Here is a 25,174-nt window from a genome sequence, read left to right on the forward strand (position 1 = left end):
TTCGAGGCGCGGCTCCAGGAGCGCTGGACGTGGCTCAAGGGCCGCCTCGGACGCTGACGACACGGTGCGGGGCGGTAGGGTCGCGCCCATGGAATGGACGCTCGGAGGAATTGCCGCGATCATCGCCGCGCTCGCGTTCGCGTACCTCGTGGTTCGGCTGGCCGCGCTGCTGGGGCGTGCGAGCACGATCCTCGACGAGACCGCGGCGAGCCTGCGCACGACGAGCGAGAACGTGCAGCCCACCCTCAAGGGCCTCACCGACACGGTGACCCTCACCAACGACCAGCTCACCCGGGTCGACACCATCACGAGTTCGGTGTCGACGATGACGACCAACGCCTCGGCGCTGACCTCGGTGGCCGCGGCCACCGTCGGGTCACCGCTGATCAAGGTGGCGGCGTTCAGCTACGGCGTGCGCACGGCCGTGTCGGGCCTGAAGAAGGCACGCTGATGAGGCTGCGCACCGTGGTGCTCACGGCTGCGGCGGTCGGGATCGGCTACGCCGTGTGGCGGATGCCGGCGACCCAGCGGTTCGTGGCCACGGTCAAGGAGGCCTCGGCCCGGCGCGAGGCCGAGCTTCGCGAGGCCATCGAGGTGGCCGTGCTCACCGACGCGACGACCCGTGCCCCGCGCCACGCCAGCGGTGTCAGCACCCCCGGACTCGACGTCACCGCGGGCTGGGACGACGACCGCCGGCCCCGCACCCACTCCGCCGCCGCGCTGGGGGCCGATGACCCGGGGCGCTCGCTGACCCCGGAAGAGGCGAAGGCGCTGTTGCTCGACCCCACGGGCGAGCGAGCTCAGTAGGGGCCGCCAGCCCCCACCGCCGCGCGGGGCGCACCGATCACGACCCCGACCCACCGAACGACCGAACGCCGCCGAGAGCATCCCGGCATACGATGACGCGTGCCCGCACCCCGGTGGCACCGATGACTCCCAAGGACTGAGAAGACATGGAAACCGCTGAGATCCGGCGCCGCTGGCTGGCCTTCTTCGAGAAGAACGGCCACACCGTCGTCCCCTCCGCGCCGCTCATCCACGACGACCCGAACCTGCTGTTCGTCAACGCCGGGATGGTGCCGTTCAAGCCCTACTTCCTCGGCCAGGAGACCCCGCTGTGGGACCGTGCGACCAGCGTGCAGAAGTGCGTGCGCACCGGGGACATCGAGGAGGTCGGCAAGACCTCACGGCACGGGACGTTCTTCCAGATGAACGGCAACTTCTCCTTCGGTGACTACTTCAAGGAAGGTGCCATCACCCTCGCGTGGGAGCTGGTCACCACCTCGCAGGCCGAGGGTGGTTACGGCCTGGATGCCGACAAGATCTGGCCGACCGTCTACGAGGACGACGACGAGGCCTTCGCCATCTGGCGTGACACGATCGGTATCCCCGTCGAGCGGATCACCCGGCGCGGCAAGCTCGACAACTACTGGCACATGGGCGTCCCCGGCCCCGGCGGCCCGTGCAGCGAGATCTACCTCGACCGTGGCCCGGAGTACGGGCTCGAGGGTGGCCCGGCTGTCGACGAGGACCGCTACCTCGAGTTCTGGAACCTCGTGTTCATGCAGGAGGAGCTCTCGGCGGTCCGCGCCAAGGACGACTTCGACATCTCCGGCCCGCTGCCCAAGCGCAACATCGACACCGGCATGGGCCTGGAGCGCATGGCCACCCTGCTCCAGGGAGTCGACAACCTCTACGAGATCGACGAGGTCTATCCGGTCATCGCCCGCGCGGCCGAGATGACCGGCAAGCGCTACGGCGAGCACTCGGGCCAGTCCGCGGGGTCCAGCCACCCCGACGACGTCCGGCTGCGGGTCGTCGCCGACCACGTGCGCTCGGCGCTCATGCTCATCGGTGACGGGGTCACCCCCGGCAACGAGGGCCGTGGCTACGTCCTGCGCCGGATGCTGCGCCGCTCGGTGCGCTCGATGCGCCTGCTCGGCTACGAGGACCCGTGCCTGCCGGAGCTGCTGCCGGTCTCCCTGGAGCGGATGCAGAACTCCTACCCCGAGCTGGCCACGGGCTTCGACCGGATCGCCCAGATCGCCTACGCCGAGGAGGACGCCTTCCGCCGCACCCTGGCCGCCGGCACGACGATCCTCGACACCGCCGTCGCCCGCACCAAGGATGCCGGGGGCTCCACGCTCGCGGGGGAGCAGGCCTTCGCGCTGCACGACACCTACGGCTTCCCCATCGACCTCACCTTGGAGATGGCTGCCGAGCAGGGCCTGGAGGTGGACCGGGACGGGTTCACCCGCCTGATGCGCGAGCAGCGTGAACGCGCGCGGGCCGACGCCAAGGGCAAGAAGGCCGGGCACGCCAACACCGAGGTCTGGCGTGACCTGCGGGCCAGCGGCGCGACCGACTTCCGCGCCTACGAGGAGCTGACGAGTGAGGCCACCGTCGTCGGCCTCGTCGTCGACGGCGAGGCCGTGCAGGAGATCGCCCCCGGCCAGCAGGGCCAGGTCGTGCTCGACCGCACCCCCTTCTACGCCGAGTCCGGTGGTCAGATCGCCGACGAGGGCATCATCACGGCCGACGGTGTGCACCTGAAGGTCATCGACGTCCAGCGGCCGGTCAAGGGCCTCATCGCCCACACCGTCGAGGTCGTGACCGGTGGCCTGCAGACCGGCACGAGCGTGCTGGCCCAGGTCGACCCCGAGTGGCGGCTCTCGGCCTGCCAGGCACACTCCGGCACGCACGTCGTGCACGCTGCCCTGCGCCAGGTGCTCGGCCCCTCGGCCCTGCAGTCCGGGTCGTACAACAAGCCCGGCTACCTGCGACTCGACTTCGCCTGGGGGCAGGCGCTGTCCGCGGCCACCCGCAGCGAGATCGAGGAGGTCGCGAACCTGGCGGTCCGTCGTGACCTGCCGGTGTCGGCCACGTACATGCCGCTGCCCAAGGCCCGCGAGATCGGCGCCCTGGCGCTCTTCGGCGAGACCTACGGCGAGGACGTGCGGGTCGTCGAGATCGGCGGCGAGTGGAGCCGTGAGCTGTGTGGCGGTACCCACGTGCAGCACTCCAGCCAGGTCGGTGCCCTCACCCTGACCGGTGAGTCCTCCGTGGGGTCCGGTGTGCGGCGCGTCGAGGCCTTCGTCGGCATGGAGGCGCTGCGCTTCCTGGCACGCGAGCGAGCGATCGTCGCCGAGCTGAGCGGCCTCGTCGGTGCGCGCCCCGACGAGCTCACCGACCGCATCGGGGCCATGGTCACCCGGCTCAAGGACGCCGAGCGCGAGCTCGAGCGGGTGCGCAAGGAGGCCGTGACGGCGGCCGCGGGCAACCTCACCGAGCAGGCCCGCGACGTCAACGGGGTCACCTTCCTCGGCCACGACGCCGGGGATGCCGGCGCTGACGACGTGCGCACGATGGTCATGGACCTGCGGGGTCGCCTCGGCAACCAGAGCCCCGTCGTCGTCGCCATCACGGGTGCGGCCAAGGGGCGCCCCGTCGTCGTCGTGGCGACCAACGAGGCGGCCCGGGCCCGCGGCATCCGGGCCGGTGAGCTCGTCCGGGTGGCGGCCACGACCCTCGGCGGCGGTGGTGGCGGCAAGGACGACATCGCCCAGGGCGGTGGGCAGGACGTCGCCAAGGTCGGCGAGGCCCTGTCCGCGGTGGAGTGGCGCGTCGGGGAGCTCGCCGGCTGATGCCGGAGCCGTCCGGGACCTGGATCGGTGTCGACGTCGGCACCGTGCGGGTCGGCGTCGCCCGCAGCGACCCGCACGGCATCCTCGCCACCCCGGTGGCGACGCTGGCCCGGGACCCGGATGCCGCCGTGTCACCGCAGGACCCGGACGTCACCGCGATCGCCGGCCTCGTCACCGAACTCGGCGCGGTCGGCGTGATCGTCGGCCTGCCCCGCTCGATGTCCGGTGTCGAGGGTCCGAGCGCAGCGAAGGCGCGCCAGTATGCTTCCGTCGTTGCGGCGCGCATCGCGCCGGTGTGGGTGCGTCTCATCGATGAGCGCCTGACCAGTGTCGATGCCCACCGCACGCTGCGTGACAGCGGTGTCTCCGGTCGGCGACAGCGCGCGGTGGTCGACCAGGCCGCTGCGGTGCTGATCCTCCAGAACGCCCTGGACACCCAGCGCACCACCGGATCCCCACCCGGGGAACAGGTCCGGATCGGACGGCGCAAGCCACGGACGAAGGATGTCAACCCGTGACGCAGGGCGACGTCTCCCACACGATCTTCGGTGAGCCCGAGCCGCCGCCCACGCGGCGTCGGGGGCACCACCGCCACGCGAAGCGCAACAACCGCCGCTGGCTGGTGCTGCTCATCGCGCTCGCCCTGCTCGGCGGTGCCGCGTGGGCTGCCGTGAGCGTGATCAAGCCGGTGCTGTCCTCGGTGTTCAACGGTGGCGGTTCGGAGACCGCTGACTTCCCCGGCCCCGGGGAGGGTGCGGTCGAGATCGTCGTCACCCCGGGGGAGACCGGCGAGGACATCGCGACGACGCTGCGGGACGCCGGCGTGGTGAAGACCAGGGGTGCGTACATCGACGTCGCTCGGTCCGACCCCGAGCGGGCCGCGGCCATCCAGCCCGGCAGGTACAACCTGCTCAAGGGGATGACGGCCGCCGAGGCGTTCGCGGTCCTCGGTGACCCGGCCAACCGGATCACCTCCGGCACGACGGTGCGCGAGGGTCTGTGGGCCACCGAGACCTTCGAGGTGCTGTCGAAGTCGACCGGCATCCCGGTCAAGGAGTACGCCGCTGCGGCCAAGGACGCGCGGGCGATCGGCCTGCCCGCCGAGGCGGAGGGCAACGTCGAGGGCTGGCTGGCCCCCTCGACCTACGAGTTCCCCGAGAACTCCACGGCCGCCGAACAGCTCGCGGCCATGGTCGCCCAGACCGTGAAGGTGCTCGACACCGCGGGGGTGGCCCCGAAGGACCGCGAGAACGTGCTCATCCTCGCCTCGCTCGTCGAGGCCGAGGCCAAGCTCGACGAGGACCGACCCAAGATCGCCCGGGTGTTCCTCAACCGGCTGGAAACCGACGGGGCGCCGACCTACGGTCTGCTCCAGTCGGACGCGGCGGTGTCCTACGGGGCTCAGCGCAGGTCGTTGTTCCCCAGCGAGGCCGAGCTCAACGACGCCAGCAACCCGTACAACACCCGACTGATCCCCGGGCTGCCGCCGGGCCCGATCAGCAACCCCGGCGCGGCGTCGATCAAGGCCGCCGCGAACCCCGCGGACGGCCCGTGGTTCTTCTTCGTCGCCGTCAACCCCATCACCGGTGAGACCAAGTACGGGGTCACCCTGGACGACCACAACAAGAACGTGCGTGAACTGACCGCGTACTGCAAGGAGAAGCCCAAGGACTGCGGGCTGTGAGGGCTGCCGTCCTCGGCTCACCGATCGCTCACTCGCTGTCGCCGGTGATCCACCGGGCCGGGTACCTGGCCGCCGGGCTCACCGGGTGGGAGTACACCGCCCACGAGGTCGACGCCGACGCACTTCCCGGGTTCGTCGGCGGCCTGGACACCTCCTGGCGTGGCCTGTCCCTGACGATGCCGCTCAAGCAGGTCGCCGGTGCGCTGGCCACGACGGTGGATGCCGTGGCCACCCGGTCCGGGGCCGTCAACACCTTGGTGCGGCGCGCCGACGCAGGGTGGGACGCCACGAACACCGATGTCGTCGGGGTCATCGAGGCGCTGCGGCCGCACCTGCCCGACCGGGTGACCCGAGCCCTGGTGCTCGGGTCCGGCGCCACCGCCCGCTCGGCCGTGCTCGCCCTGGCCGAGCTCGGCATCACGACCCTCACCGTGCGGGCCCGCGACACGGCCAAGGCGGCCGACCTGCTGAGCTGGGCCCTCGGGCTGGACATCGGGATCCGCAACGGCTCGGTGGCCGACCTCGGGCCCTGGGTGAGCACCCGTGACGACGTCGTGGTCTCCACCCTGCCCGCGACGGCTGCCGAGGCGGTCGCCGCCACGGTCCCGGCGGCGCACCACGGCATCCTGCTCGACGTCGGCTACGACGGCTGGCCCACGCCCCCGGCGCGGGCCGCGGCCGCCGCCGGGATGACGGTGGTGTCGGGCCTGGACATGCTCGTGCACCAGGCGGCCGAGCAGTTCCGTCTCTTCACCGGGCACGACGCCCCGGTGGCCGAGATGGCCGCCGCAGGTCGGGCGGCCCTGGCCCGGCGATGACTCCGTGGTGGGTGGTCGTGGCCGCTGCCCTGGTCATGGGGGTGGTCGGCCACCTCACCGGGCAGCAGCTCGCGACGGGCGGCTACCGGATCCCCGAGGACGAGGCCGAGCACGCGGTGGGGCGCAACTGGTGGCCCGGGCTGCTGTGCGGTGCGCTGTCGGCGGTGGCGGCCTGGGCCGTCGGCGACCTCGCGGGGTGGGCAGCCCTGCCGGCCTACCTGCTCTTCGCGTGGCTGAGCGTCGGCCTCATCTGGATCGACCTCGACGTGCACCGCCTTCCGGTGGGTCTCGTCGTCCCCACGGGCTGGGGCATCCTCGGGCTCCTCGGCGTCGCGTCCCTCGCGTCCGGGGACCGGCGCTGGCTCGGCGCCGTCGTCGGGTTCGTCGTCATGGGGGTGGCCTACCTCGTGCTGGCGGTGCTGCCCGGTGGTGGTGTCGGCGGGGGAGACGTGCGGCTGGCGCCCCTGATCGGGGCGCTGCTCGGGTGGCTCGGCGCAGCCCACCTGGTGATCGGGCTGGCCGCCGGGTTCCTGATCGGCGGGGTGGCCGCTGCGGCGCTGCTCGTTCTCGGCCGGGCAGGGCTGAAGTCGTCGATCGCGTACGGCCCGGCGATGTGCCTCGGGGCGTGGGTGGGCATCGCCGCGACATCCCGGATCCTGACCGTGCTGTCGGGCGGCTGAGCGTCGCGTGACAGGATTCTGGCCATGCTGCGCTGGTTGACCGCCGGGGAGTCACACGGCCCCGCCCTCGTCGCGACGATCGACGGGTTGCCCGCCGGAGTCGTCGTCTCCAGCGACGACCTCGCCCGGGCGCTGGCCCGCCGCCGCCTCGGCCACGGCCGCGGGGCCCGGATGTCCTTCGAGCGTGACGACGTGGAGTTCCTCGGCGGGGTGCGCCACGGCGTGACCCTCGGCTCGCCCATCGCGATCCGGGTGGGCAACAGCGAGTGGCCCAAGTGGCAGACCGTCATGAGCCCCGACCCCGTCGCAGCCGCCGACCTCGCCGCGGCGAACGACATCAACGCCGAGAAGGAGATCGCCCGCAACCGGCCGCTCACCCGGCCCCGCCCCGGCCACGCGGACCTCGTCGGCATGCAGAAGTACGGCTTCGACGACGCGCGCCCCGTGCTCGAGCGGGCGTCGGCCCGCGAGACGGCCGCCCGGGTGGCGCTCGGTGAGGTGGCGGCCCGCTTCCTCGACCAGGCGTACGGCATCCGCCTCGTGTCCCACACGGTCGCCATCGGTGCCGCCGGCGTCGCCGAGGACGCACCGTTGCCGACCGCTGACGACGTCGCGGCGCTCGACGCCGACCCGGTCCGGGCCTTCGACGCCGCTGGCTCCGCGGCGATGGTCGCCGAGGTCGACGCCGCGCACAAGGACGGCGACACCCTCGGGGGAGTGGTCGAGGTCGTCGTCACCGGGCTGCCGCCGGGCCTGGGCTCGCACGTGCACTGGGACCGGCGCCTCGACGCGCGGCTCGCGGGGGCCCTCATGGGCATCCAGGCCATCAAGGGCGTCGAGGTCGGCGACGGCTTCCGCACCGCGACCCGGCGCGGCTCCGTGGCCCACGACGAGATGGAGCGAGGTCCCGACGGGGTCATCCGCCGGCGCACCGGGCGGGCCGGCGGCACCGAGGGCGGCATGTCGGTCGGCGGGTTGCTGCGGGTGCGCGCGGCCATGAAGCCCATCTCGACGGTGCCCCGGGCCCTGCAGACCGTCGACGTCGCCTCCGACGAGCCCGCACGCGCCATCCACCAGCGGTCCGACGTCTGCGCGGTGCCGGCGGCCGGGGTCGTCGCCGAGGCGATGGTCGCGCTCGTCCTGGCCGAGGCCTGCCTGGAGAAGTTCGGCGGGGACTCCGTCGGTGAGACGGCACGCAACCACGCGTCGTACCTGGCCGCGATCCCGGCCTCGATGCGCACCTGGGACGACGAATGAGCCCGCGGGTGGTGCTCATCGGGCCACCCGGGTCGGGCAAGAGCACCGTCGGGGCGGCGCTGGCCGCACGGCTCGGGCTGCCGCTGCACGACACCGACGCCGCGATCGAGGCGGCTGCGGGCCGCTCGATCTCGGACATCTTCATCGAGGACGGCGAGCCCACCTTCCGTGAGCTCGAGCGGGCCGAGGTGGCCCGTGCGGTCGAGCAGGAGGACGGTGTGCTGGCGCTCGGCGGCGGTGCCCCCGTGGACCCCCTGACCGAGCAGGTGCTCGCCGGGCAGGTCGTCGTGTTCCTCGACGTCGGCATCGCCGATGCCTCCAAGCGGGTGGGCTTCGACCAGAGCCGCCCCCTGCTCGCGGTCAACCCTCGGGCGTCGTGGGTGCGCCTGATGAACGAGCGCCGGCCCGTCTACGAGCGGGTCGCGACCCACCGCGTCGACACCGCAGGACGCACCCCCGACGCCGTCGCCGAGGAGATCGCCACCCTGCTGGGGGCGTCGTGACGGCGCCGGCGACCGTCATCCCGGTCGGAACCTCCTATGACGTCGTCGTCGGCCACGGGGTGTCCGACCGCGTCACCGACCTGCTCTCCGGGGACGTCCGGCAGGTTCTCGTCGTGCGGCCGGAGTCGCTGGCCCGTCTGGCAGCCCCGGTGGTCCACCGGTTGCGCGAGGCCGGGCTGACCGTGCACGAGACTGCCGTCCCGGACAACGAGGTGGCCAAGACCGCCGAGGTGGCGGCGGGCCTGTGGGCCACGCTGGGTCAGCACGCGTTCACCCGCTCGGATGCCGTGGTGGCGGTGGGTGGGGGCACCGTCACCGACCTCGCCGGTTTCGTCGCGGCCACGTGGCTGCGCGGGGTCGCCGTGGTGCACGTCCCGACGACCCTGCTCGCGATGGTCGACGCAGCCGTCGGCGGGAAGGCCGGGATCAACACGGCCGAGGGCAAGAACCTCGTCGGGTCCTTCCACGAGCCGGCCGGCGTGCTGTGCGACCTCGATGCCCTCGCCACCCTGCCCCGACCTGACCTCGTCGCCGGCCTCGCCGAGGTCGTCAAGGCCGGGTTCATCGCCGACCCGCGCATCCTCGAGCTCGTCGAGGGCGACCCCGACGGGGCGACCCGCGCGGACGGGCCCGCGATGCGTGAGCTCGTCGAGCGGGCCATCGCGATGAAGGCCGAGGTCGTCGCCGCCGACCTCAAGGAGTCGTGGCTGCGCGAGATCCTCAACTACGGACACACCCTGGGGCATGCCGTCGAGCAGGTCGAGGGCTACCGCCGTCGGCACGGTGAGGCGGTGGCGATCGGCATGACCTATGCCGCGCACCTGGCCCACCGGGCCGGGCACCTCACGGCGGATGCCGTGGCGCGCCACCGCGCGATCCTCACCTCGGTGGGCCTGCCCACCACCTACGAGGCGGGTCACTGGGACGCCCTGGCGACGGCGATGCAGCGCGACAAGAAGACCAGGGGTTCGGTGCTGCGCTTCATCGTCCTCGAGGACATCGGGGCGCCCACGCGTCTCGTCGGCCCGGACGAGGCGCTGCTGCGCGCCGCCTACGACGACCTCTGCCGCTGAGCGGCACACCGCGGGTGCGCGGGCGCACAGGTGGCCCACAGCAGGTGCACGGACGGGTCATGGCGGGCTCCAGCAGGGTTCTCGCCATGAGCACCCAGACGCAGCCAGCTGCCCCACCGCCCTCGACCGCCGGCCCCGAGGCCGGCGTCCACCCAGACCACGACCGCGGACTCGAGTTCGACGTGCGCACCCTGCTGGCCCGGCGCTCCGCGCTCGGCCTGCTCTCCGGTGCGGGCCTGCTCGCCCTCGTCGGCTGCTCCGACGCGTCATCCGCAACGTCCGCATCCACGGCATCCACGGCACCCACGGCATCCGCCACCGCCACGACGAGCGCGGGCGGCGGCGCGACGGCATCCGCCGCCGCCGTCGACTCCGTCGTGCCCGACGAGACGGCAGGCCCCTACCCGGGTGACGGCAGCAACGGCGCCGACGTGCTCGACGACTCCGGGATCGTCCGGCAGGACATCTCCTCGTCGTTCGGGACCTCGACGACGACTGCCGCCGGCGTCCCGCTCGCCGTGAACCTCACCGTCCTCAACTCAGCCGACGGGTACGCAGCGCTCGAGGGCGTCGCCGTCTACGCGTGGCACGCCGACGCCCAGGGCCGCTACTCGATGTACTCCCCGGGAGTGGAGAACGAGAACTACCTGCGCGGCGTGCAGCCCACCGACGCGAGCGGCACGGCCAGCTTCACCACGATCTTCCCCGGCTGCTACGACGGGCGGTGGCCGCACATCCACTTCGAGGTCTACCGCAGCACCTCCGAGGCGACGAGCGACGGTCAGATCGTCAAGACCAGCCAGATCGCACTGCCACAGGCGGCGTGCGAGGCCGTCTACGCGGACGGTGCGACGTACGTGTCGAGCGCCGACAACCTCGCCCGCACGTCACTGACGCGAGACATGGTCTTCGGTGACGACGGCGGCATCCACCAGCTGGCCACCGTGACGGGCGACACCGCGTCCGGCTACGTCGCGAACCTCACGATCGCCATCTGAGGGGGGCGGCCCGGCGGGGGACGGGGTGGGGGGCATCGCGCGATAGACTCGTGCGGTTCCCCACCCCTCGCCGGGGTGCTGCCTGCCCGCAACCGGGGCGCGGTGACCGGCGTCGACGAAAGCGAAGATCCACCCGTGGCATCGACCAACGACCTCAAGAACGGCCTCGTCCTCAACCTCGAGGGCCAGCTCTGGACCGTCGTCGAGTTCCAGCACGTCAAGCCCGGCAAGGGCCCGGCCTTCGTGCGCACCAAGCTGAAGAACGTCATGAGCGGCAAGGTCGTCGACAAGACCTTCAACGCCGGTGTCAAGGTCGAGACCGCGAACGTCGACAAGCGGAACATGCAGTACCTCTACAACGACGGCACCGACTTCATCTTCATGGACGGTGACACCTACGACCAGATCGCGGTCAGCCCCGAGGTCGTCGGTGACGCCGCCAAGTACATGCTCGAGAACCAGGACGCGATCGTGGCCCGCCACGACGGCACCGTGCTGTTCATCGAGCTCCCCGCGTCGGTCGTCCTCGAGATCTCGTACACCGAGCCGGGCCTCCAGGGCGACCGCTCTACCGGCGGCACCAAGCCGGCGACGCTCGAGACCGGCGCCGAGATCGCCGTTCCGCTGTTCCTGGAGACCGGCACCAAGGTCAAGGTCGACACCCGCGACGGCTCCTACCTCGGTCGGGTCAGCTGACCCGTGGCCGCCCGCACCAAGGCCCGCAAGCGCGCGCTCGACCTGCTCTTCGAGGCCGAGCAGCGCCAGGTCAACGTCGGTGAGCTGCTGCGGCAGCGGCTGGCCGCTCCCGTGACCGAAGCCCCGCTGTCGGAGTTCACCGGTGACCTCGTCAGCGGGGTCGTCGAGCACTGGACCCAGATCGACGAACTGATCGCGACGTACTCACAGGGCTGGACCCTGGCCAGGATGCCGGCCGTCGACCGCTCGATCCTGCGCCTGGGCGCCTACGAGGTGCTCTACTCCACGGATGTCCCCGAGGCCGTCGCGATCAGCGAGTGGGTGGGGCTGGCCACCGAGCTGTCCACCGATGACAGCCCGAAGTTCGTCAACGGCCTCCTGGGCCGCCTGGTCGAGGTCAAGCCGACCCTGGCCTGAGCCGCATTCGAACCCCGGGTGCACGGATTCGCGAGCGGTATCACCTCGACCCCGGGTCACTCCTCGAGGCGGAAGCCGATCTTGAGCCCCACCTGGTAGTGGGCGATCGCACCGTCGAAGGCGCGGACGGGGTTGCGGCTCAGGTGGCGCCGGCGGACGCGAAGACGACCTCCGGCCACGGTGAGCTGGCCAGCCAGCGCCGACGGGTCTCGGCGTCGGCGTCGCGCGGGGGGAACAGCTGCGCTCGCATGGGAGCCACGACCGCCGCCGGGCCGACGTCGCCGCCGTCGAGGGCACCTGACGCCCGTGAGGTATCGGCGCACGACGCGTCACGCTGGGTGAGGGGCTGGACGGACGTCTGCACGATGGCCTCCTTCTCGGGTGGGGGAGGCCCCGCTCTGGCGCCTCACACGAGCCAGTAGATCACGAAATGTTTTGTCAGGCATAGCATCGCGTTATGTGAGTCCATCATCCGGACCTGGTGTCCGGCACGCGAACCTCGTCAGGGGCTCGGCCGCGGACCCCGTACAGTGGTTCGCGCACCAACCGACATCCTTTAACGACCTGTCCCGTGAGGCAGGGAAGGAGGTCCGCGTCATGACGCGCGCCGACAGCATCGTGCCCCCCGGACAACCCCTCGACCCCGACGGCCGTACCGTCCTCACTGCGAGTGACGTCGCCCGGGCCCTGCGCCGTATCGCCCACGAGATCCTCGAGCACAACAAGGGGCCTGATGATCTCGTCGTCCTCGGCATCCCCAGTCGAGGCGTCGAGCTGGCCAACCGGCTCGTCGACCTCATCCGCGAGGTCGAGGGCGCTGAGGTTCCCGTGGGCAGCCTGGACATCACCATGCACCGCGACGACCTGCGCCACCAGCCCACTCGGGCCCCGATGCACACGCAGATCCCGAGCGGCGGCATCGACGACAAGGTCGTCGTCCTCGTCGACGACGTGCTCTACTCCGGGCGCACCATCCGCGCAGCCCTCGACGCGCTCTCCGATCTGGGCCGTCCTCGCGCGGTGCGACTGGCCGTGCTCGTCGACCGCGGCCACCGCGAGCTGCCGATCCGGGCCGACCACGTCGGCAAGAACCTGCCGACCAGCCACGCCGAGAAGGTCCAGGTGCGCCTGGCCGGGCACGACGGCCTCGAGGACGTCGTGCGGATCGCCGGGGGTGACGCCCGATGAACCGCCACCTGCTCTCCAGCGCCGACCTGACCCGCGACGACGTGCGGATGCTGCTCGCGACGGCATCCGAGATGCACGAGGTGCAGCGCCGCGACGTCAAGAAGCTGCCCACGCTGCGTGGGCGCACGATCATCAACCTCTTCTTCGAGGACTCCACCCGCACCCGCAGCAGCTTCGAGATCGCGGGCAAGTGGATGAGCGCCGACACCATCAACATCACCGGCAAGGGCAGCAGCGCCAGCAAGGGTGAGAGCCTGCGCGACACCGTGCGCACCATCGACGCCATGGCCGTCGACGCCATCGTCATGCGCCACATGGCCAGCGGCGCCGCCCACCAGGTGGCGCAGTGGGTCGACGCCAGCGTCATCAACGCCGGCGACGGCACCCACGAGCACCCGACCCAGGCCCTGCTCGACGCCTACACCATCGAACAGCGGCTCGGAGACCTCGACGGTGCCCACGTCGCGATCGTCGGCGACCTCACCCACAGCCGCGTGTTCCGCTCCAACGCGATCATGCTGCGGACCCTGGGCGCCCGGGTCACCCTCGTCGCCCCTCCGACGCTGATGCCGAGCGGCATCCGCCCGTGGGCTGCCGCCGACGGCCTCACCCTCTCCGACGACCTCGACGCCGTGCTCGCGAGCGGGCCGGACGCCGTCATGATGCTGCGCGTGCAGCGCGAGCGGATGAGCGGCGGCTTCTTCCCCACGCCACGCGAGTACACGGTCGGCTTCGGGCTGACCCGCGACCGCCTGCGAGCCCTGGCCGACGCCAACTCCGACGCCGTCATCTGCCACCCCGGCCCGATGAACCGCGGCCTGGAGATCAGCGCCGACGCCGCCGACGCCGCCCGCAGCCTCGTGCTCGACCAGGTCTCCGCAGGGGTGGCGGTGCGGATGTCCGTCCTCTACCACCTGCTCGCCGGAGAGGGGGTGGCGGCATGAGTGACCTGCTGGTCATCGGTGCCGACGTCCTCGGCGGAGGAAGCGCCGACGTGCTCGTCCGCGACGGCCTCGTCGCCGCGGTCGGTGCGGATGCCGCAGCCGACGCGCGCTCCGGGGCAGAGCGGCTCGACGCCGACGGGCTGGTCCTGCTGCCCGGCTTCGTCGACCTGCACACCCACCTGCGCGAACCCGGCCGCGAGGACGCCGAGACGATCGCCTCCGGTTCGCGCGCCGCGGCCGTCGGCGGGTTCACCGCCGTGCTCGCCATGGCCAACACCAACCCGGTCACCGACACCGCCGAGGCCGCCGAGCGGATCCGCGACCTCGGCGCCGCCGCGGGGCTCGTCGACGTCGTGCCGGTCGGGGCCGTCACCAAGGGTCTTGACGGGGCCGAGCTCGCCGAGCTCGGCCTCATGCACCGCTCCCGGGCCCGAGTTCGGGTGTTCTCCGACGACGGCCGCTGCGTCGCCGACGGCCGGGTCATGCGCCGGGCCCTGGAGTACGTGCGCGCGTTCGGGGGTGTCATCTCCCAGCACAGCCAGGACCCGAGCCTGGCCGGGCCGCAGGCCTGCTGCCACGAGGGCGAGACCTCCGGACGGCTCGGCCTGCCCGGCTGGCCGGCGGTGGCCGAGGCGAGCATCATCGCCCGCGACGCGATGCTCGCCGAGCACACCGGGTCGCGGGTGCACGTCGCCCACGTCAGCACGGCAGAGGGCCTCGACGTCGTCCGCTGGGCCAAGGCCCGGGGCATCGCGATGACCGCCGAGGTGACCCCGCACCACCTGGCGTTGGGCACCGACCTGCTGGCCGGCTACGACCCGGTCTTCAAGGTCAACCCGCCGTTGCGCCCCGACACCGACCGGGCGGCCCTGGTCGAGGGCCTGCTCGACGGCACCATCGACGCGATCGCCACCGATCACGCCCCGCACGCGCGGCACGACAAGGAACACGCGTTCGTCGACGCCGCGTTCGGCATGCTCGGGCTCGAGACCGCCTTCGCGGTCGTCCACGACCTGCTCGTCGCCGACGGCCGCCTGCCGTGGAGCGACCTCGCCCGGCTGATGTCGGTCGCCCCGGCCGCCATCGCCGGGCTGGCCGACCACGGCCGCCCGATCACCCCCGGCGAGCCCGCCAACCTCGTGCTCGTCGACCCCACAGCCTCGGTCACCGTCGACCGGGACTCCTCGCAGTCCCTGTCCCGCAACACCCCGTGGCACGGCGCCAGCCTCACCGGCGCCGTCCGCACGACGATCTTGCGCGGTCGCGTCACCGCGCACGAAGGAGCGCCCACCTCATGCTGACCACCCGCGAGCCCGCCGTCCTCGTGCTCGAGGACGGCCGCACGTTCACCGGCCGGGCCTACGGCCATCGCGGCAGCACGGTCGGCGAGGCCGTCTTCAACACCGGCATGACCGGCTACCAGGAGACCCTCACCGACCCCAGCTACCACCGCCAGGTCGTCGTCATGACGGCCCCCCACGTCGGCAACACCGGCTGGAACGACGAGGACGACGAGTCCGGTCGCATCTGGGTCTCCGGCTTCGTCGTGCGCGACCCTGCCCTGCGGCCCTCGAACTGGCGCTCCCAGCGCTCCCTCGAGGACGAGCTCGACGCGAAGGGTGTCGTCGGCATCTGCGACCTCGACACCCGGGCGCTGACCCGGCACCTGCGCGAGCGCGGCGCCATGCGCGCCGGCATCTTCTCCGGGGATGCCGCGAGCGCACCTCGCGAGCGGCTCCTCACCCAGGTCATCGACGCACCGTCGATGACCGGCGCGGCGCTCGCCGAGCAGGTGGCGACCCAGGTGGCCTACGTCGTGCCGGCGGTGGGGGAGAGGCGCTTCACCGTGGCCGCGGTCGACCTCGGCATCAAGGCGATGACGCCGACGATGATGGCGCAGCGCGGCATCGAGGTGCACGTGCTGCCCGCCACCACGACCATCGAGGAGATCCGGGCGATCGCCCCTGACGGGGTGTTCTTCTCCAACGGCCCCGGCGACCCGAGCACCGCCGAGCGCCAGGCCGACCTGCTGCGCGCCGTGCTGCGCGACGGCATCCCCTACTTCGGCATCTGCTTCGGCAACCAGATCCTCGGCAAGGCGCTCGGGTTCGGCACCTACAAGCTGAAGTACGGCCACCGCGGCATCAACCAGCCGGTCATGGACCGCACGACCGGCAAGGTCGAGGTGACCGCGCACAACCACGGGTTCGCCGTCGACGCGCCGCTCGACACGGTCACCGAGACCGAGTTCGGCAGCGTCGCGGTCAGCCACGTCTGCCTCAACGACGACGTCGTCGAAGGTCTCGAGGTGCGTCAGGGCGAGCAGCTCACCGCCTTCTCGGTGCAGTACCACCCGGAGGCCGCGGCCGGCCCCCACGACGCCGCCTACCTGTTCGACCGGTTCGTCGACCTGATGCAGGCGTCCCGAACACCCGACACCACGCAGGGAGAGGTGGCCTGAGGTGCCCAAGCGCGACGACATCACGAGCGTGCTCGTCATCGGCTCCGGACCGATCGTCATCGGTCAGGCCTGCGAGTTCGACTACTCCGGCACCCAGGCGTGCCGCGTCCTGCGGGAGGAGGGCATCCGCGTCATCCTCGTCAACTCCAACCCCGCGACGATCATGACCGACCCCGAGTTCGCCGACGCGACCTACGTCGAGCCGATCACCCCGGAGATCGTCGAGAAGATCATCGCCAAGGAGCGACCGGATGCCGTGCTCGCCACCCTGGGTGGGCAGACCGCGCTGAACTGCGCGATCGAGCTGCACGAGCGCGGTGTCCTCGAGAAGTACGACGCGCCCCTCATCGGGGCCAACGTCGAGGCGATCGAGCTCGGGGAGAACCGGGAGAAGTTCAAGGGCGTGGTGGAGCGCTGCGGCGCCGAGTCGGCCCGCTCGGTCATCTGCCACACCATGGGTGAGGTGCTCGCCGCGGCCGACGACCTCGGCTACCCGGTCGTCGTCCGACCCTCGTTCACCATGGGGGGCCTCGGCAGCGGGTTCGCCCACGACGAGGACGAGCTCGTGCGCATCGCCGGTGCGGGCCTGCAGTACAGCCCGGTCACCGAGGTGCTCCTCGAGGAGTCGATCCTGGGCTGGAAGGAGTACGAGCTCGAGGTGATGCGCGACCACGCCGACAACGTCGTCGTCGTCTGCTCCATCGAGAACTTCGACCCGATGGGCGTGCACACCGGCGACTCGATCACCGTGGCCCCCGCGCTGACCCTCACCGACCGCGAGTACCAGCGCCTGCGCGACGTCGGCATCGCGATCATCCGCGAGGTCGGGGTCGACACCGGCGGCTGCAACATCCAGTTCGCGATCAACCCGGCCGACGGGCGCCTCATCGTCATCGAGATGAACCCCCGCGTCTCTCGGAGCTCGGCGCTGGCGTCCAAGGCCACCGGCTTCCCGATCGCGAAGATCGCGGCGAAGATGGCCATCGGCTACACCCTCGACGAGGTGCGCAACGACATCACGCGAGAGACCCCGGCATCCTTCGAACCGACGCTCGACTACGTCGTCGTCAAGGTGCCGCGGTTCGCGTTCGAGAAGTTCCCCGCGGCCGACGACACGCTGACGACGACGATGAAGTCGGTCGGTGAGGCGATGGCCATCGGACGCAACTTCACCGAGGCGCTGCAGAAGGCGCTGCGGTCCCTGGAGAAGAAGGGGAGCAGCTTCCACTGGGACGGCGAACGCCCCACGACCGAGCAGGCCCGAGAGATCCTCGCCGTGGCCACCCGCCCGACCGACGGCCGCATCATCTTCGTCCAGCAGGCACTGCGCGGTGGGCTCTCGGTCGAGGAGGTCCACGAGGCCACGGGCATCGACCCGTGGTTCCTGGACCAGATGGCCCTCATCGAGCAGATCGCGGATGCCGTCGCAGCAGCCCCGGAACTGACCCCCGAGCTGCTGCGGCTGGCCAAGACCCACGGGTTCAGCGACGCCCAGATCGCCGGGCTGCGTGCCATGCCCGAGGCGGTGGTGCGCGGAGTGCGCCACGCCCTGGGGGTGCGCCCCGTCTTCAAGACGGTCGACACCTGCGCCGCCGAGTTCGCGGCCCAGACGCCCTACCACTACAGCACCTACGACGAGGAGAACGAGGTCGCCCCCCGTGAGCGGCCCGCCGTGCTGATCCTCGGGTCAGGTCCCAACCGGATCGGGCAGGGCGTGGAGTTCGACTACTCCTGCGTGCACGCCAGCTTCGCCCTGCGCGACGCCGGCTACGACACCGTCATGGTCAACTGCAACCCCGAGACGGTGTCCACCGACTACGACACGAGCAGCCGTCTGTACTTCGAGCCGCTCACCCTCGAGGACGTCCTCGAGGTCGTCCACGCCGAGCGGCACGCCGGCCCGATCGCCGGGGTCATCGTCCAGCTCGGTGGCCAGACCCCGCTCGGCCTGGCCAAGGCGCTCAAGGCCGAGGGGGTGCCGATCGTCGGCACGTCACCCGAGGCCATCGACCTCGCCGAGGACCGTGGCGCGTTCGGCCGCGTGCTGCACGAGGCGAACCTGCCCGCGCCCAAGCACGGCACGGCCTACAGCGCCCACGAGGCCGTCGACATCGCCCGGGAGATCGGCTACCCGGTGCTCGTGCGTCCGTCGTACGTGCTCGGCGGTCGCGGCATGGAGATCGTCTTCGACGACGAGACGCTCTCCGGCTACGTCGAGCGGGCCACCATCGCCAGCCCGGAGCACCCCGTGCTCGTCGACCGCTTCCTCGACGACGCGATCGAGATCGACGTCGACGTGCTCTACGACGGGGTCGACATCTATGTCGGCGGGATCATGGAGCACATCGAGGAGGCCGGCATCCACTCCGGCGACTCCTCGTGCACGCTGCCGCCGGTCACCCTCGGCGACAGCGAGCTCGAGCGGGTGCGGGTCTCGACCCGCAAGCTCGCCGAGGGCATCGGGGTGCGGGGTCTGATGAACGTGCAGTTCGCGCTCGCGCAGGACATCCTCTACGTGCTCGAGGCCAACCCGCGCGCGTCGCGGACCGTGCCGTTCGTCGCCAAGGCGACCGGGGTGCCGATCGCGAAGGCGGCCGCCCGGATCATGCTCGGCGCGACCATCGCCGAGCTGCGTGACGAGGGGCTGCTGCCGGCGCACACCGACGGTGGTCGGATGCCGGCCCACGCGCCGATGTCGGTCAAGGAGGCCGTGCTGCCCTTCAAGCGCTTCCGCACCGCCGACGGGCTCGTCGTCGACAGCCTGCTGGGCCCCGAGATGCGCTCCACCGGTGAGGTCATGGGCATCGACACCGACTTCGGCCGGGCCTTCGCCAAGGCCCAGCTCGGTGCGATCAGCGGGCTGCCCACGACGGGAACGGTGTTCGTATCGGTGGCCAACCGCGACAAGCGGGCCATCATCTTCCCGGTCAAGCGCCTGCTGGACCTCGGCTTCCGGATCGTGTCGACGTCGGGCACCGCTGACGTGCTGCGCCGCAACGGCATCGAGGCCGAGGTCGTGCTCAAGCACGCCGAGCGCGGCCCCGAGGGGCGCTCGATCGTCGACTGGATCAACGCCGGTGAGGTCGACATGGTGGTCAACAGCCCCAGCGGGCCGAGCGCGTCCGCCCGGGCCGACGGCTACGCCATCCGGGCGGCCACGACCGCCATGGACAAACCGATCATCACGACGGTGCAGCAGCTGGCAGCTGCGGTGCAGGCGATCGAGGCCGTGATCACCGGCGACCTCGACGTCACCCCGTTGCAGCAGCACGCCGCCGACCTCGACCTCTACGGCGTGCAGGCACCGGCGTGAGCGCGGCCAGCGTCGCCCCGGCGGCGGGTGGGGTCACCCAGGTCGTCGGCAGCGTCGTCGCCAACGACCCCGTCGGTGCCTACCGCCACCTGGTGATCTCGGCCCCCGGGGTGGCGGAGCTCGCCTCTCCCGGGCAGTTCGTCGCCCTCGCGGTCGGCGGGCCGACCTCGGCCAACCTGCTGCGCCGGTGCTTCTCCCTGCATCGGGTGGATGTCGGCCTCGGCACCATCGAGGTGGTCATCGCCGCGCACGGGCCCGGAACGACGTGGCTGACCGAGGTGCGCGTCGGTGACCCCGTCGACGTCGTGGCACCCCTGGGGCGACCGTTCCCCCTGCCCGAGCAGCCTGAGGCCTGCGTGCTCGTCGGGGGTGGCTACGGCTCCGCGCCGCTCTTCTGGCTCGCCGAGGCTTTGCGCACCCGTGCCGGCCACGTCGAGATGGTGCTCGGCGCGGCATCCGAGGACCGGATCTTCGGGGCCTCGCTGGCCCGCCGAGATGCCGACGGGGTCACCGTGACCACCGACGACGGCTCGATCGGCCGCCGCGGCTGGGTGTCCGTCGTGCTCGGTGACGTCATCGACCGTACCAACGCCACGGTCGTGTACGCCTGCGGCCCGATGGCCATGCTGAAGTCGGTCACCGACATCGCCACCGCCCACGGGGCCGTGGCCCACGTGGCCGTCGAGGAGTCGATGGCCTGCGGCATCGGGGTGTGCATGACCTGCGTGCTGCCGATCACGGGTGAGGACGGCGTGACGAAGATGGTGCGCTCGTGCGTCGACGGCCCGGTGTTCCGGGGTGACCGCGTGCGCTGGGACGCCTTCGGCGACGGCATCTGCCGGGTGCCGGCCGACACCCTCGGCGCGCCGCAGGCGGGGGGCCACTGATGGTGGACATGAGCACCGCGCTCGGTGCGCTCACCCTGCCCAACCCGGTCATGACGGCATCCGGCTGCGCCGCGAACGGCCAGGAGCTGAACCGCTTCTTCCCGGTGTCCGAGCTCGGGGCCTTCGTCACCAAGACGGTCATGGCCGCGCCGCGCTCGGGGCGAGGCACCCCGCGGATGGCCGAGACGGCATCCGGCATGCTCAACTCGATCGGGCTCCAGGGGCCCGGCATCGAGGCATTCGTCGAGAACGACCTCGCCTGGCTGGCCTCGGTGGGCGCTCGGGTGCTCGTGTCGATCGCCGGCAACACCGCCGCGGAGTTCGGGGAGGTCGCCGCCTGCCTCGCCGACAGCCCGGCCTTTGCGGCCGTCGTCGGGGTCGAGGTCAACATCTCGTGCCCCAACGTCGCCAACCGCGGCCTGGTGTTCGCGTGCGACCCCGTCTCGTCCGACGCGGTGGTGCGACTCGTTCGCGACAAGCTCCCGGCGGCGACGCCGATCTTCGCCAAGCTCACCCCGGACGTCACCGACATCGTGACCATCGCGGATGCCGCGCTCGGCGCCGGGGCCGACGGCCTGACGATGATCAACACCCTGCTCGGCATGGTCATCGACACCGACCTGCTGCGACCACAGCTGGCTGGGGTCACCGGTGGGCTGTCCGGCCCGGCCGTGCGCCCCGTCGCCGTGCGCGCCCTGTGGCAGGTCACGGCGGCGATGCGCGACGGGCGCCTGCCCACCGCACCCCTCATCGGGGTCGGGGGAGTGCGCACCGGGCGCGATGCGCTCGAGCTCGTCGCCGCCGGTGCCAGCGCCGTGCAAGTGGGCACCGCGACGTTCAACGACCCCTCGCGCCCGCGCCGGGTCGTCGACGAGCTCGAGGCCGAGATCACCCGCCACGGGTTCACCCGCTTCGCCGACGTCGTCGGCATCGCCCACGACAGGATGGTTTCGCCATGAGTCTCGACCCGTTCGGCGTGCGGTTGCGCGCCGCCATGGACGCGCACGGCCCGCTGTGCGTCGGCATCGACCCGCACGCCGCGCTGCTCCAGGCGTGGGGGCTGCCGGTCGATCTGTCCGGGCTCGAGCGGTTCGCGATGACGTGCGTCGAGGCCTTCGCGGGGCGCGTCGCGGTCGTCAAGCCCCAGTCGGCGTTCTTCGAGGTGTTCGGCTCGCGCGGTGTGGCGGTGCTCGAGCGGGTGCTCGCTGACCTGCGCGACGCCGGGACGCTGACGATCCTGGACGCCAAGCGTGGCGACATCGGCTCGACCATGGCGGCGTACGCGCAGGCATTCCTCTCCGACGAGGGGCCGGGTCGTGCCGATGCCCTCACCGTGAGTCCCTTCCTCGGCTACGGGTCGCTGCGCCCGGCCCTGGACGTCGCCGCCGCCACCGGGCGCGGGGTGTTCGTCCTCGCGCTGACGTCGAACCCCGAGGGTCCCCAGGTTCAGCACGCGCAGACGCCGCAGGGCTCGGTCGCCGGCGCGGTGGTCGCCGGTGCTGCTGCCGACAACGCCGGGGCTGCCGCACGGGGCGAGATGGGCCACGTCGGCCTCGTCGTCGGCGCGACCGTCGGGGATGCCGTGACGCGCCTCGGTCTCGACCTCGCCTCCAGCGCCGCCCCCCTCCTCGCACCGGGGCTCGGTGCGCAGGGTGCCGGCCCCGGTGACCTGCGCGCGGTCTTCGGTGACGCCGTGGGCAACGTGCTGCCGAACGTGTCGCGCTCGGTGCTCTCCGCAGGGCCGTCGGTGCAGGCGCTCGCCGCCGCCGCGGCACGTGACGCCGACAGCGTACGTGCTGCCCTGTGAGCCAGCGCTAGAGTCGAACCACTCCCCGTCGGGTGCTGATGCAGATGGCCCCGCATGTCGCCGAAGGACGCACCTGTGGCACTTCCGCCGCTCACCCCCGAACAGCGTTCCGCCGCCCTGGCCAAGGCGGCGGCGTCCCGGCGTGAGCGCGCCGAGGTCAAGCACCGCCTCAAGCACTCGGGCCTCTCGCTCGCCGAGGTGATCGACGCCGGCAAGACCAACGAGGTCGTCGGCAAGATGCGCGTCTCCGCCCTGCTGGAGTCGCTGCCCGGCGTCGGCCGGGTCCGCGCACGACAGATCATGCAGGAGGTCGGCATCTCCGAGAGCCGCCGCGTGCGCGGCCTCGGCCAGAACCAGGCCGCCGCCCTGATCGAGCGCTTCGGACGGTGAGTGCCCCCTCGCGCCTGACGGTCCTCGCGGGACCCACCGCGGTCGGCAAGGGCACGGTGGCGGCCTACGTGCGCGAACACCACCCCGAGGTCTGGGTCTCGGTGTCCGCGACGACCCGCCGCCCGCGACCCGGCGAGATCGACGGCATCCACTACCACTTCGTCGACGACGAGCACTTCGACGCGATGGTGCGCGACGGCGAGCTCCTCGAGTGGGCGGTGGTGCACGGCCGCGCGAAGTACGGCACCCCCCGGGGCCCGGTCGAGCAGGCCCTGGCGGCCGGGAGGCCGGCCCTGCTCGAGATCGACCTCCAAGGCGCCCGTCAGGTTCGCGAGACGATGCCCGAGGCGTTGTTCGTCTTCCTCGCGCCGCCGACGTGGGACGAACTCGTGCGACGGCTCGTCGGCCGGGGGACCGAGGGTGAGGAGGAACGCGAGGCCCGACTGTCCACCGCGAGGGTCGAACTGGCCTCCGCGAGCGAGTTCGATGTCACCGTCCTCAACGACGACGTCCACCGGGCGGCCGAGGAACTCGTATCATTGATGAGAACCCCTCCCACCTGAGCGAAGCGAGATCCAGCGTGTCCGGAACCGTGGCCGACCCCATCGGCATCACCAACCCCCCGATCGACGAGCTCCTCGAGCGCGCCGACTCCAAGTACTCCCTGGTGCTCTACTCCGCGAAGCGGGCCCGGCAGATCAACGCCTACTACGCCCAGCTCCAGGAGGGCCTGCTCGAGTACGTCGGGCCGCTCGTCGACTCCGAGGTGCACGAGAAGCCCATGTCGATCGCCCTTCGCGAGATCAACGAGGGCCTGCTGACCTCGACCCCCACGCCGTCCCAGGGCTGACCTGACGTGGGCGCCGGGGTGCGAGCGTGAAGGTCGTCCTCGGCGTTGCCGGTGGCATCGCCGCCTACAAGGCCGCGTCACTGCTCCGGCTGTTCACCGAGGCCGGGCACGACGTCACGGTGGTGCCGACGCAGGCTGCGCTCAACTTCGTCGGCGCGGCCACGTGGTCGGCGCTGTCCGGCAAGCCGGTGCACACCGACGTGTGGTCCGACATCACGGCGGTGCCGCACGTGCGCATCGGCCAGGAGGCCGACCTCGTCGTCGTGGCGCCCGCCACCGCTGACCTGCTCGCCCGCGCGGCCACCGGGCAGGCGAACGACCTGCTCACGACGGTGCTGCTCACGGCGCGGTGCCCGGTGGTGATGGCGCCCGCCATGCACACCGAGATGTGGGAGCACGCCGCCACCCAGGCCAACGTCGCGACGCTCAGCGAGCGCGGGGTACACATCGTCCCCCCGGCATCCGGCCGCCTCACGGGCAGCGACACCGGGCCCGGCCGCCTGCCCGAGCCCGAGGACCTGTTCGCCGTCTGCGCCCGCATCGTCCCGACCACGCCTGCCGGTGACCGGGCACCACACCGGGCCGACGCCGTTCCGGAAGCTGCCGGCAGGAAGGGTGAGGACCTCACGGGCCTTCGAGTCGTCGTGAGCGCCGGGGGCACCCGCGAGCCGCTCGACCCCGTGCGCTACCTCGGCAACCGCTCGTCGGGCAAGCAGGGGTACGCCCTCGCGCAGGCTGCGGCCGACCGCGGGGCCGACGTCACCCTGGTGTCGTCGTCGTCACAGCCCGTGCCGGCCGGCGTCACGCTCGTTCCCGTCGAGACCGCCCTGGAGCTGCAGGCCGCCGTCACGCACGCCGTGCACGGGGCCGACGTCGTCGTGATGGCTGCCGCCGTGGCCGACTTCCGCCCGTCGAGCTATGCCGACCACAAGATCAAGAAGTCCCACGAGGCCGCGGCCGACGGCAGCGCCGACGAGTCGGCCCCGGTCGTGACCCTGGTGCGCAACCCCGACATCCTCGCCGGGCTCGTCGAGGCGCGGGGGAGCGCCAGCACCCCCGTCATCGTGGGGTTTGCCGCCGAGACCGGCGACGGCGAGGCCTCCGTGCTCGAGCACGGACGGGCAAAGCTGGCTCGCAAGGGCTGTGACCTGCTCGTCGTCAACGAGGTGGGGGTCGGCGTCACCTTCGGGCAGGACGACAACACCGTGCACATCCTCGAGCGCGGCACCGACCACGTGACCGACATCGGGCCGGCCACCAAGCTCGAGGTCGCGCACGCGGTCTGGGACGCCGTCACCGACCTCCTCTGACGCACGTGGTGCACTCCAGCCACCGCGAAGCAGGTGGCTGGAGTGCACCAAGGTGCGGGTGGGTGGGGTCAGCGGCGGGCTGAGGTCTTGGCCTTGCGCGCGCTCCCCGGCACGCGGTCCGACTCGTCCGAACCCTGATCGTCCGCCGTCGCGTCGTCTTCCGCGGTCTCGGATGCCGCCTGCTCCCCGTCGACCTCCCCGGTCTCGGATGCCGGGTGGTCGCCGTCGGCCTCGGCGGTCGCCTCGCTCGTGTC

The 25,174-nt window shown here is 72.0% G+C and carries 27 protein-coding genes; 25 read left to right on the forward strand and 2 right to left on the reverse strand.

What is annotated here, in order from left to right; translation table 11 throughout:
• The first annotated feature begins 88 nt into the window (after nt 1-88).
• The 13 genes from PLL68_RS01455 (at nt 89) to nusB (ending at nt 11,770) form a co-directional block, all read left to right on the forward strand.
• The gene (locus PLL68_RS01455) at nt 89-451 is read left to right on the forward strand and encodes a DUF948 domain-containing protein (RefSeq protein WP_159898897.1); all 363 of its coding nucleotides are present in this window, start codon (nt 89-91) and stop codon (nt 449-451) included.
• Nucleotides 451-807: a hypothetical protein gene (locus PLL68_RS01460; RefSeq protein WP_324530960.1), complete on the forward strand. Its 357-nt coding sequence runs from the start codon at nt 451-453 to the stop codon at nt 805-807. The genes PLL68_RS01455 and PLL68_RS01460 overlap by 1 nt, the downstream gene beginning before the upstream one ends.
• Nucleotides 808-953: 146 nt before the next feature.
• Nucleotides 954-3,644 (forward strand): alanine--tRNA ligase, encoded by a 2,691-nt coding sequence (alaS, locus tag PLL68_RS01465; protein ID WP_324530962.1) that lies wholly within the window; start codon nt 954-956, stop codon nt 3,642-3,644.
• Complete coding sequence (gene ruvX, locus PLL68_RS01470) at nt 3,644-4,162, forward strand: Holliday junction resolvase RuvX (RefSeq protein ID WP_324530964.1); 519 nt, start codon at nt 3,644-3,646, stop codon at nt 4,160-4,162. The genes alaS and ruvX overlap by 1 nt, the downstream gene beginning before the upstream one ends.
• Nucleotides 4,159-5,328, forward strand: coding sequence for an endolytic transglycosylase MltG (gene mltG / locus PLL68_RS01475; protein WP_324530966.1), 1,170 nt, complete (start codon nt 4,159-4,161; stop codon nt 5,326-5,328). The genes ruvX and mltG overlap by 4 nt, the downstream gene beginning before the upstream one ends.
• Complete coding sequence (locus PLL68_RS01480) at nt 5,325-6,146, forward strand: shikimate dehydrogenase (protein WP_324530968.1); 822 nt, start codon at nt 5,325-5,327, stop codon at nt 6,144-6,146. The genes mltG and PLL68_RS01480 overlap by 4 nt, the downstream gene beginning before the upstream one ends.
• The gene (locus PLL68_RS01485) at nt 6,143-6,826 is read left to right on the forward strand and encodes a prepilin peptidase (protein ID WP_324530970.1); all 684 of its coding nucleotides are present in this window, start codon (nt 6,143-6,145) and stop codon (nt 6,824-6,826) included. The genes PLL68_RS01480 and PLL68_RS01485 overlap by 4 nt, the downstream gene beginning before the upstream one ends.
• A 24-nt stretch (nt 6,827-6,850) precedes the next feature.
• The gene (gene aroC, locus PLL68_RS01490) at nt 6,851-8,083 is read left to right on the forward strand and encodes a chorismate synthase (RefSeq protein WP_324530972.1); all 1,233 of its coding nucleotides are present in this window, start codon (nt 6,851-6,853) and stop codon (nt 8,081-8,083) included.
• On the forward strand, nt 8,080-8,586 hold the full coding sequence (locus tag PLL68_RS01495) for a shikimate kinase (RefSeq protein ID WP_324530974.1): 507 nt from the start codon (nt 8,080-8,082) through the stop codon (nt 8,584-8,586). Before aroC ends, PLL68_RS01495 begins: the two co-directional genes overlap by 4 nt.
• Entirely contained in the window at nt 8,583-9,659 is a 1,077-nt protein-coding gene (aroB, locus tag PLL68_RS01500) for a 3-dehydroquinate synthase (protein WP_324530976.1), read from the forward strand. The genes PLL68_RS01495 and aroB overlap by 4 nt, the downstream gene beginning before the upstream one ends.
• A gap of 86 nt (nt 9,660-9,745) precedes the next feature.
• Complete coding sequence (locus PLL68_RS01505) at nt 9,746-10,657, forward strand: dioxygenase family protein (protein ID WP_324530978.1); 912 nt, start codon at nt 9,746-9,748, stop codon at nt 10,655-10,657.
• Nucleotides 10,658-10,792: 135 nt separating this feature from the next.
• Nucleotides 10,793-11,353, forward strand: coding sequence for an elongation factor P (gene efp / locus PLL68_RS01510; protein ID WP_159898919.1), 561 nt, complete (start codon nt 10,793-10,795; stop codon nt 11,351-11,353).
• Nucleotides 11,354-11,356: 3 nt separating this feature from the next.
• Entirely contained in the window at nt 11,357-11,770 is a 414-nt protein-coding gene (nusB, locus tag PLL68_RS01515; protein ID WP_159898921.1) for a transcription antitermination factor NusB, read from the forward strand.
• Between the two features lie 139 nt (nt 11,771-11,909).
• On the opposite strand, the gene PLL68_RS01520 is transcribed toward nusB, so the two are convergent.
• A complete protein-coding gene (locus tag PLL68_RS01520; RefSeq protein WP_324530981.1) occupies nt 11,910-12,134 on the reverse strand; it encodes a hypothetical protein in 225 nt (74 codons plus the stop codon).
• 233 nt (nt 12,135-12,367) lie between these two features.
• Here PLL68_RS01520 and pyrR point away from each other — a divergent pair, with 233 nt between their 5' ends.
• The 12 genes from pyrR (at nt 12,368) to PLL68_RS01580 (ending at nt 24,920) form a co-directional block, all read left to right on the forward strand.
• Nucleotides 12,368-12,958, forward strand: a complete 591-nt coding sequence (pyrR, locus tag PLL68_RS01525; RefSeq protein ID WP_324530983.1) for a bifunctional pyr operon transcriptional regulator/uracil phosphoribosyltransferase PyrR — start codon at nt 12,368-12,370, stop codon at nt 12,956-12,958.
• The gene (locus PLL68_RS01530) at nt 12,955-13,902 is read left to right on the forward strand and encodes an aspartate carbamoyltransferase catalytic subunit (RefSeq protein ID WP_324530984.1); all 948 of its coding nucleotides are present in this window, start codon (nt 12,955-12,957) and stop codon (nt 13,900-13,902) included. The genes pyrR and PLL68_RS01530 overlap by 4 nt, the downstream gene beginning before the upstream one ends.
• Nucleotides 13,899-15,203 (forward strand): dihydroorotase, encoded by a 1,305-nt coding sequence (locus PLL68_RS01535; RefSeq protein ID WP_324530985.1) that lies wholly within the window; start codon nt 13,899-13,901, stop codon nt 15,201-15,203. The genes PLL68_RS01530 and PLL68_RS01535 overlap by 4 nt, the downstream gene beginning before the upstream one ends.
• On the forward strand, nt 15,197-16,363 hold the full coding sequence (carA, locus tag PLL68_RS01540) for a glutamine-hydrolyzing carbamoyl-phosphate synthase small subunit (protein WP_324530986.1): 1,167 nt from the start codon (nt 15,197-15,199) through the stop codon (nt 16,361-16,363). The genes PLL68_RS01535 and carA overlap by 7 nt, the downstream gene beginning before the upstream one ends.
• 1 nt (nt 16,364) lies before the next feature.
• Nucleotides 16,365-19,676 carry a carbamoyl-phosphate synthase large subunit gene (gene carB, locus PLL68_RS01545; RefSeq protein ID WP_324530987.1) on the forward strand — a complete coding sequence of 1,104 codons (3,312 nt, stop codon included), beginning with the start codon at nt 16,365-16,367 and terminating at the stop codon, nt 19,674-19,676.
• The gene (locus PLL68_RS01550; protein ID WP_324530989.1) at nt 19,673-20,563 is read left to right on the forward strand and encodes a dihydroorotate dehydrogenase electron transfer subunit; all 891 of its coding nucleotides are present in this window, start codon (nt 19,673-19,675) and stop codon (nt 20,561-20,563) included. The genes carB and PLL68_RS01550 overlap by 4 nt, the downstream gene beginning before the upstream one ends.
• Nucleotides 20,564-20,571: 8 nt before the next feature.
• Nucleotides 20,572-21,522 carry a dihydroorotate dehydrogenase gene (locus PLL68_RS01555; RefSeq protein WP_324530991.1) on the forward strand — a complete coding sequence of 317 codons (951 nt, stop codon included), beginning with the start codon at nt 20,572-20,574 and terminating at the stop codon, nt 21,520-21,522.
• On the forward strand, nt 21,519-22,370 hold the full coding sequence (gene pyrF, locus PLL68_RS01560) for an orotidine-5'-phosphate decarboxylase (RefSeq protein ID WP_324530993.1): 852 nt from the start codon (nt 21,519-21,521) through the stop codon (nt 22,368-22,370). The genes PLL68_RS01555 and pyrF overlap by 4 nt, the downstream gene beginning before the upstream one ends.
• Before the next feature lie 75 nt (nt 22,371-22,445).
• Entirely contained in the window at nt 22,446-22,760 is a 315-nt protein-coding gene (gene mihF / locus PLL68_RS01565; protein WP_324530995.1) for an integration host factor, actinobacterial type, read from the forward strand.
• Nucleotides 22,757-23,323, forward strand: coding sequence for a guanylate kinase (gene gmk / locus PLL68_RS01570; protein ID WP_324530997.1), 567 nt, complete (start codon nt 22,757-22,759; stop codon nt 23,321-23,323). The genes mihF and gmk overlap by 4 nt, the downstream gene beginning before the upstream one ends.
• A gap of 17 nt (nt 23,324-23,340) precedes the next feature.
• Nucleotides 23,341-23,610: a DNA-directed RNA polymerase subunit omega gene (rpoZ, locus tag PLL68_RS01575; protein WP_159898947.1), complete on the forward strand. Its 270-nt coding sequence runs from the start codon at nt 23,341-23,343 to the stop codon at nt 23,608-23,610.
• A gap of 26 nt (nt 23,611-23,636) precedes the next feature.
• On the forward strand, nt 23,637-24,920 hold the full coding sequence (locus PLL68_RS01580) for a bifunctional phosphopantothenoylcysteine decarboxylase/phosphopantothenate synthase (RefSeq protein ID WP_324531000.1): 1,284 nt from the start codon (nt 23,637-23,639) through the stop codon (nt 24,918-24,920).
• A gap of 68 nt (nt 24,921-24,988) precedes the next feature.
• Here PLL68_RS01580 and PLL68_RS01585 read toward each other — a convergent pair.
• The coding region (locus PLL68_RS01585) for a hypothetical protein (RefSeq protein WP_324531002.1) at nt 24,989-25,174 on the reverse strand (186 nt) is incomplete at its 5' end.

The organism is Ornithinibacter sp. (assembly GCF_035443565.1).
Taxonomy (GTDB): domain Bacteria; phylum Actinomycetota; class Actinomycetes; order Actinomycetales; family Dermatophilaceae; genus Fodinibacter.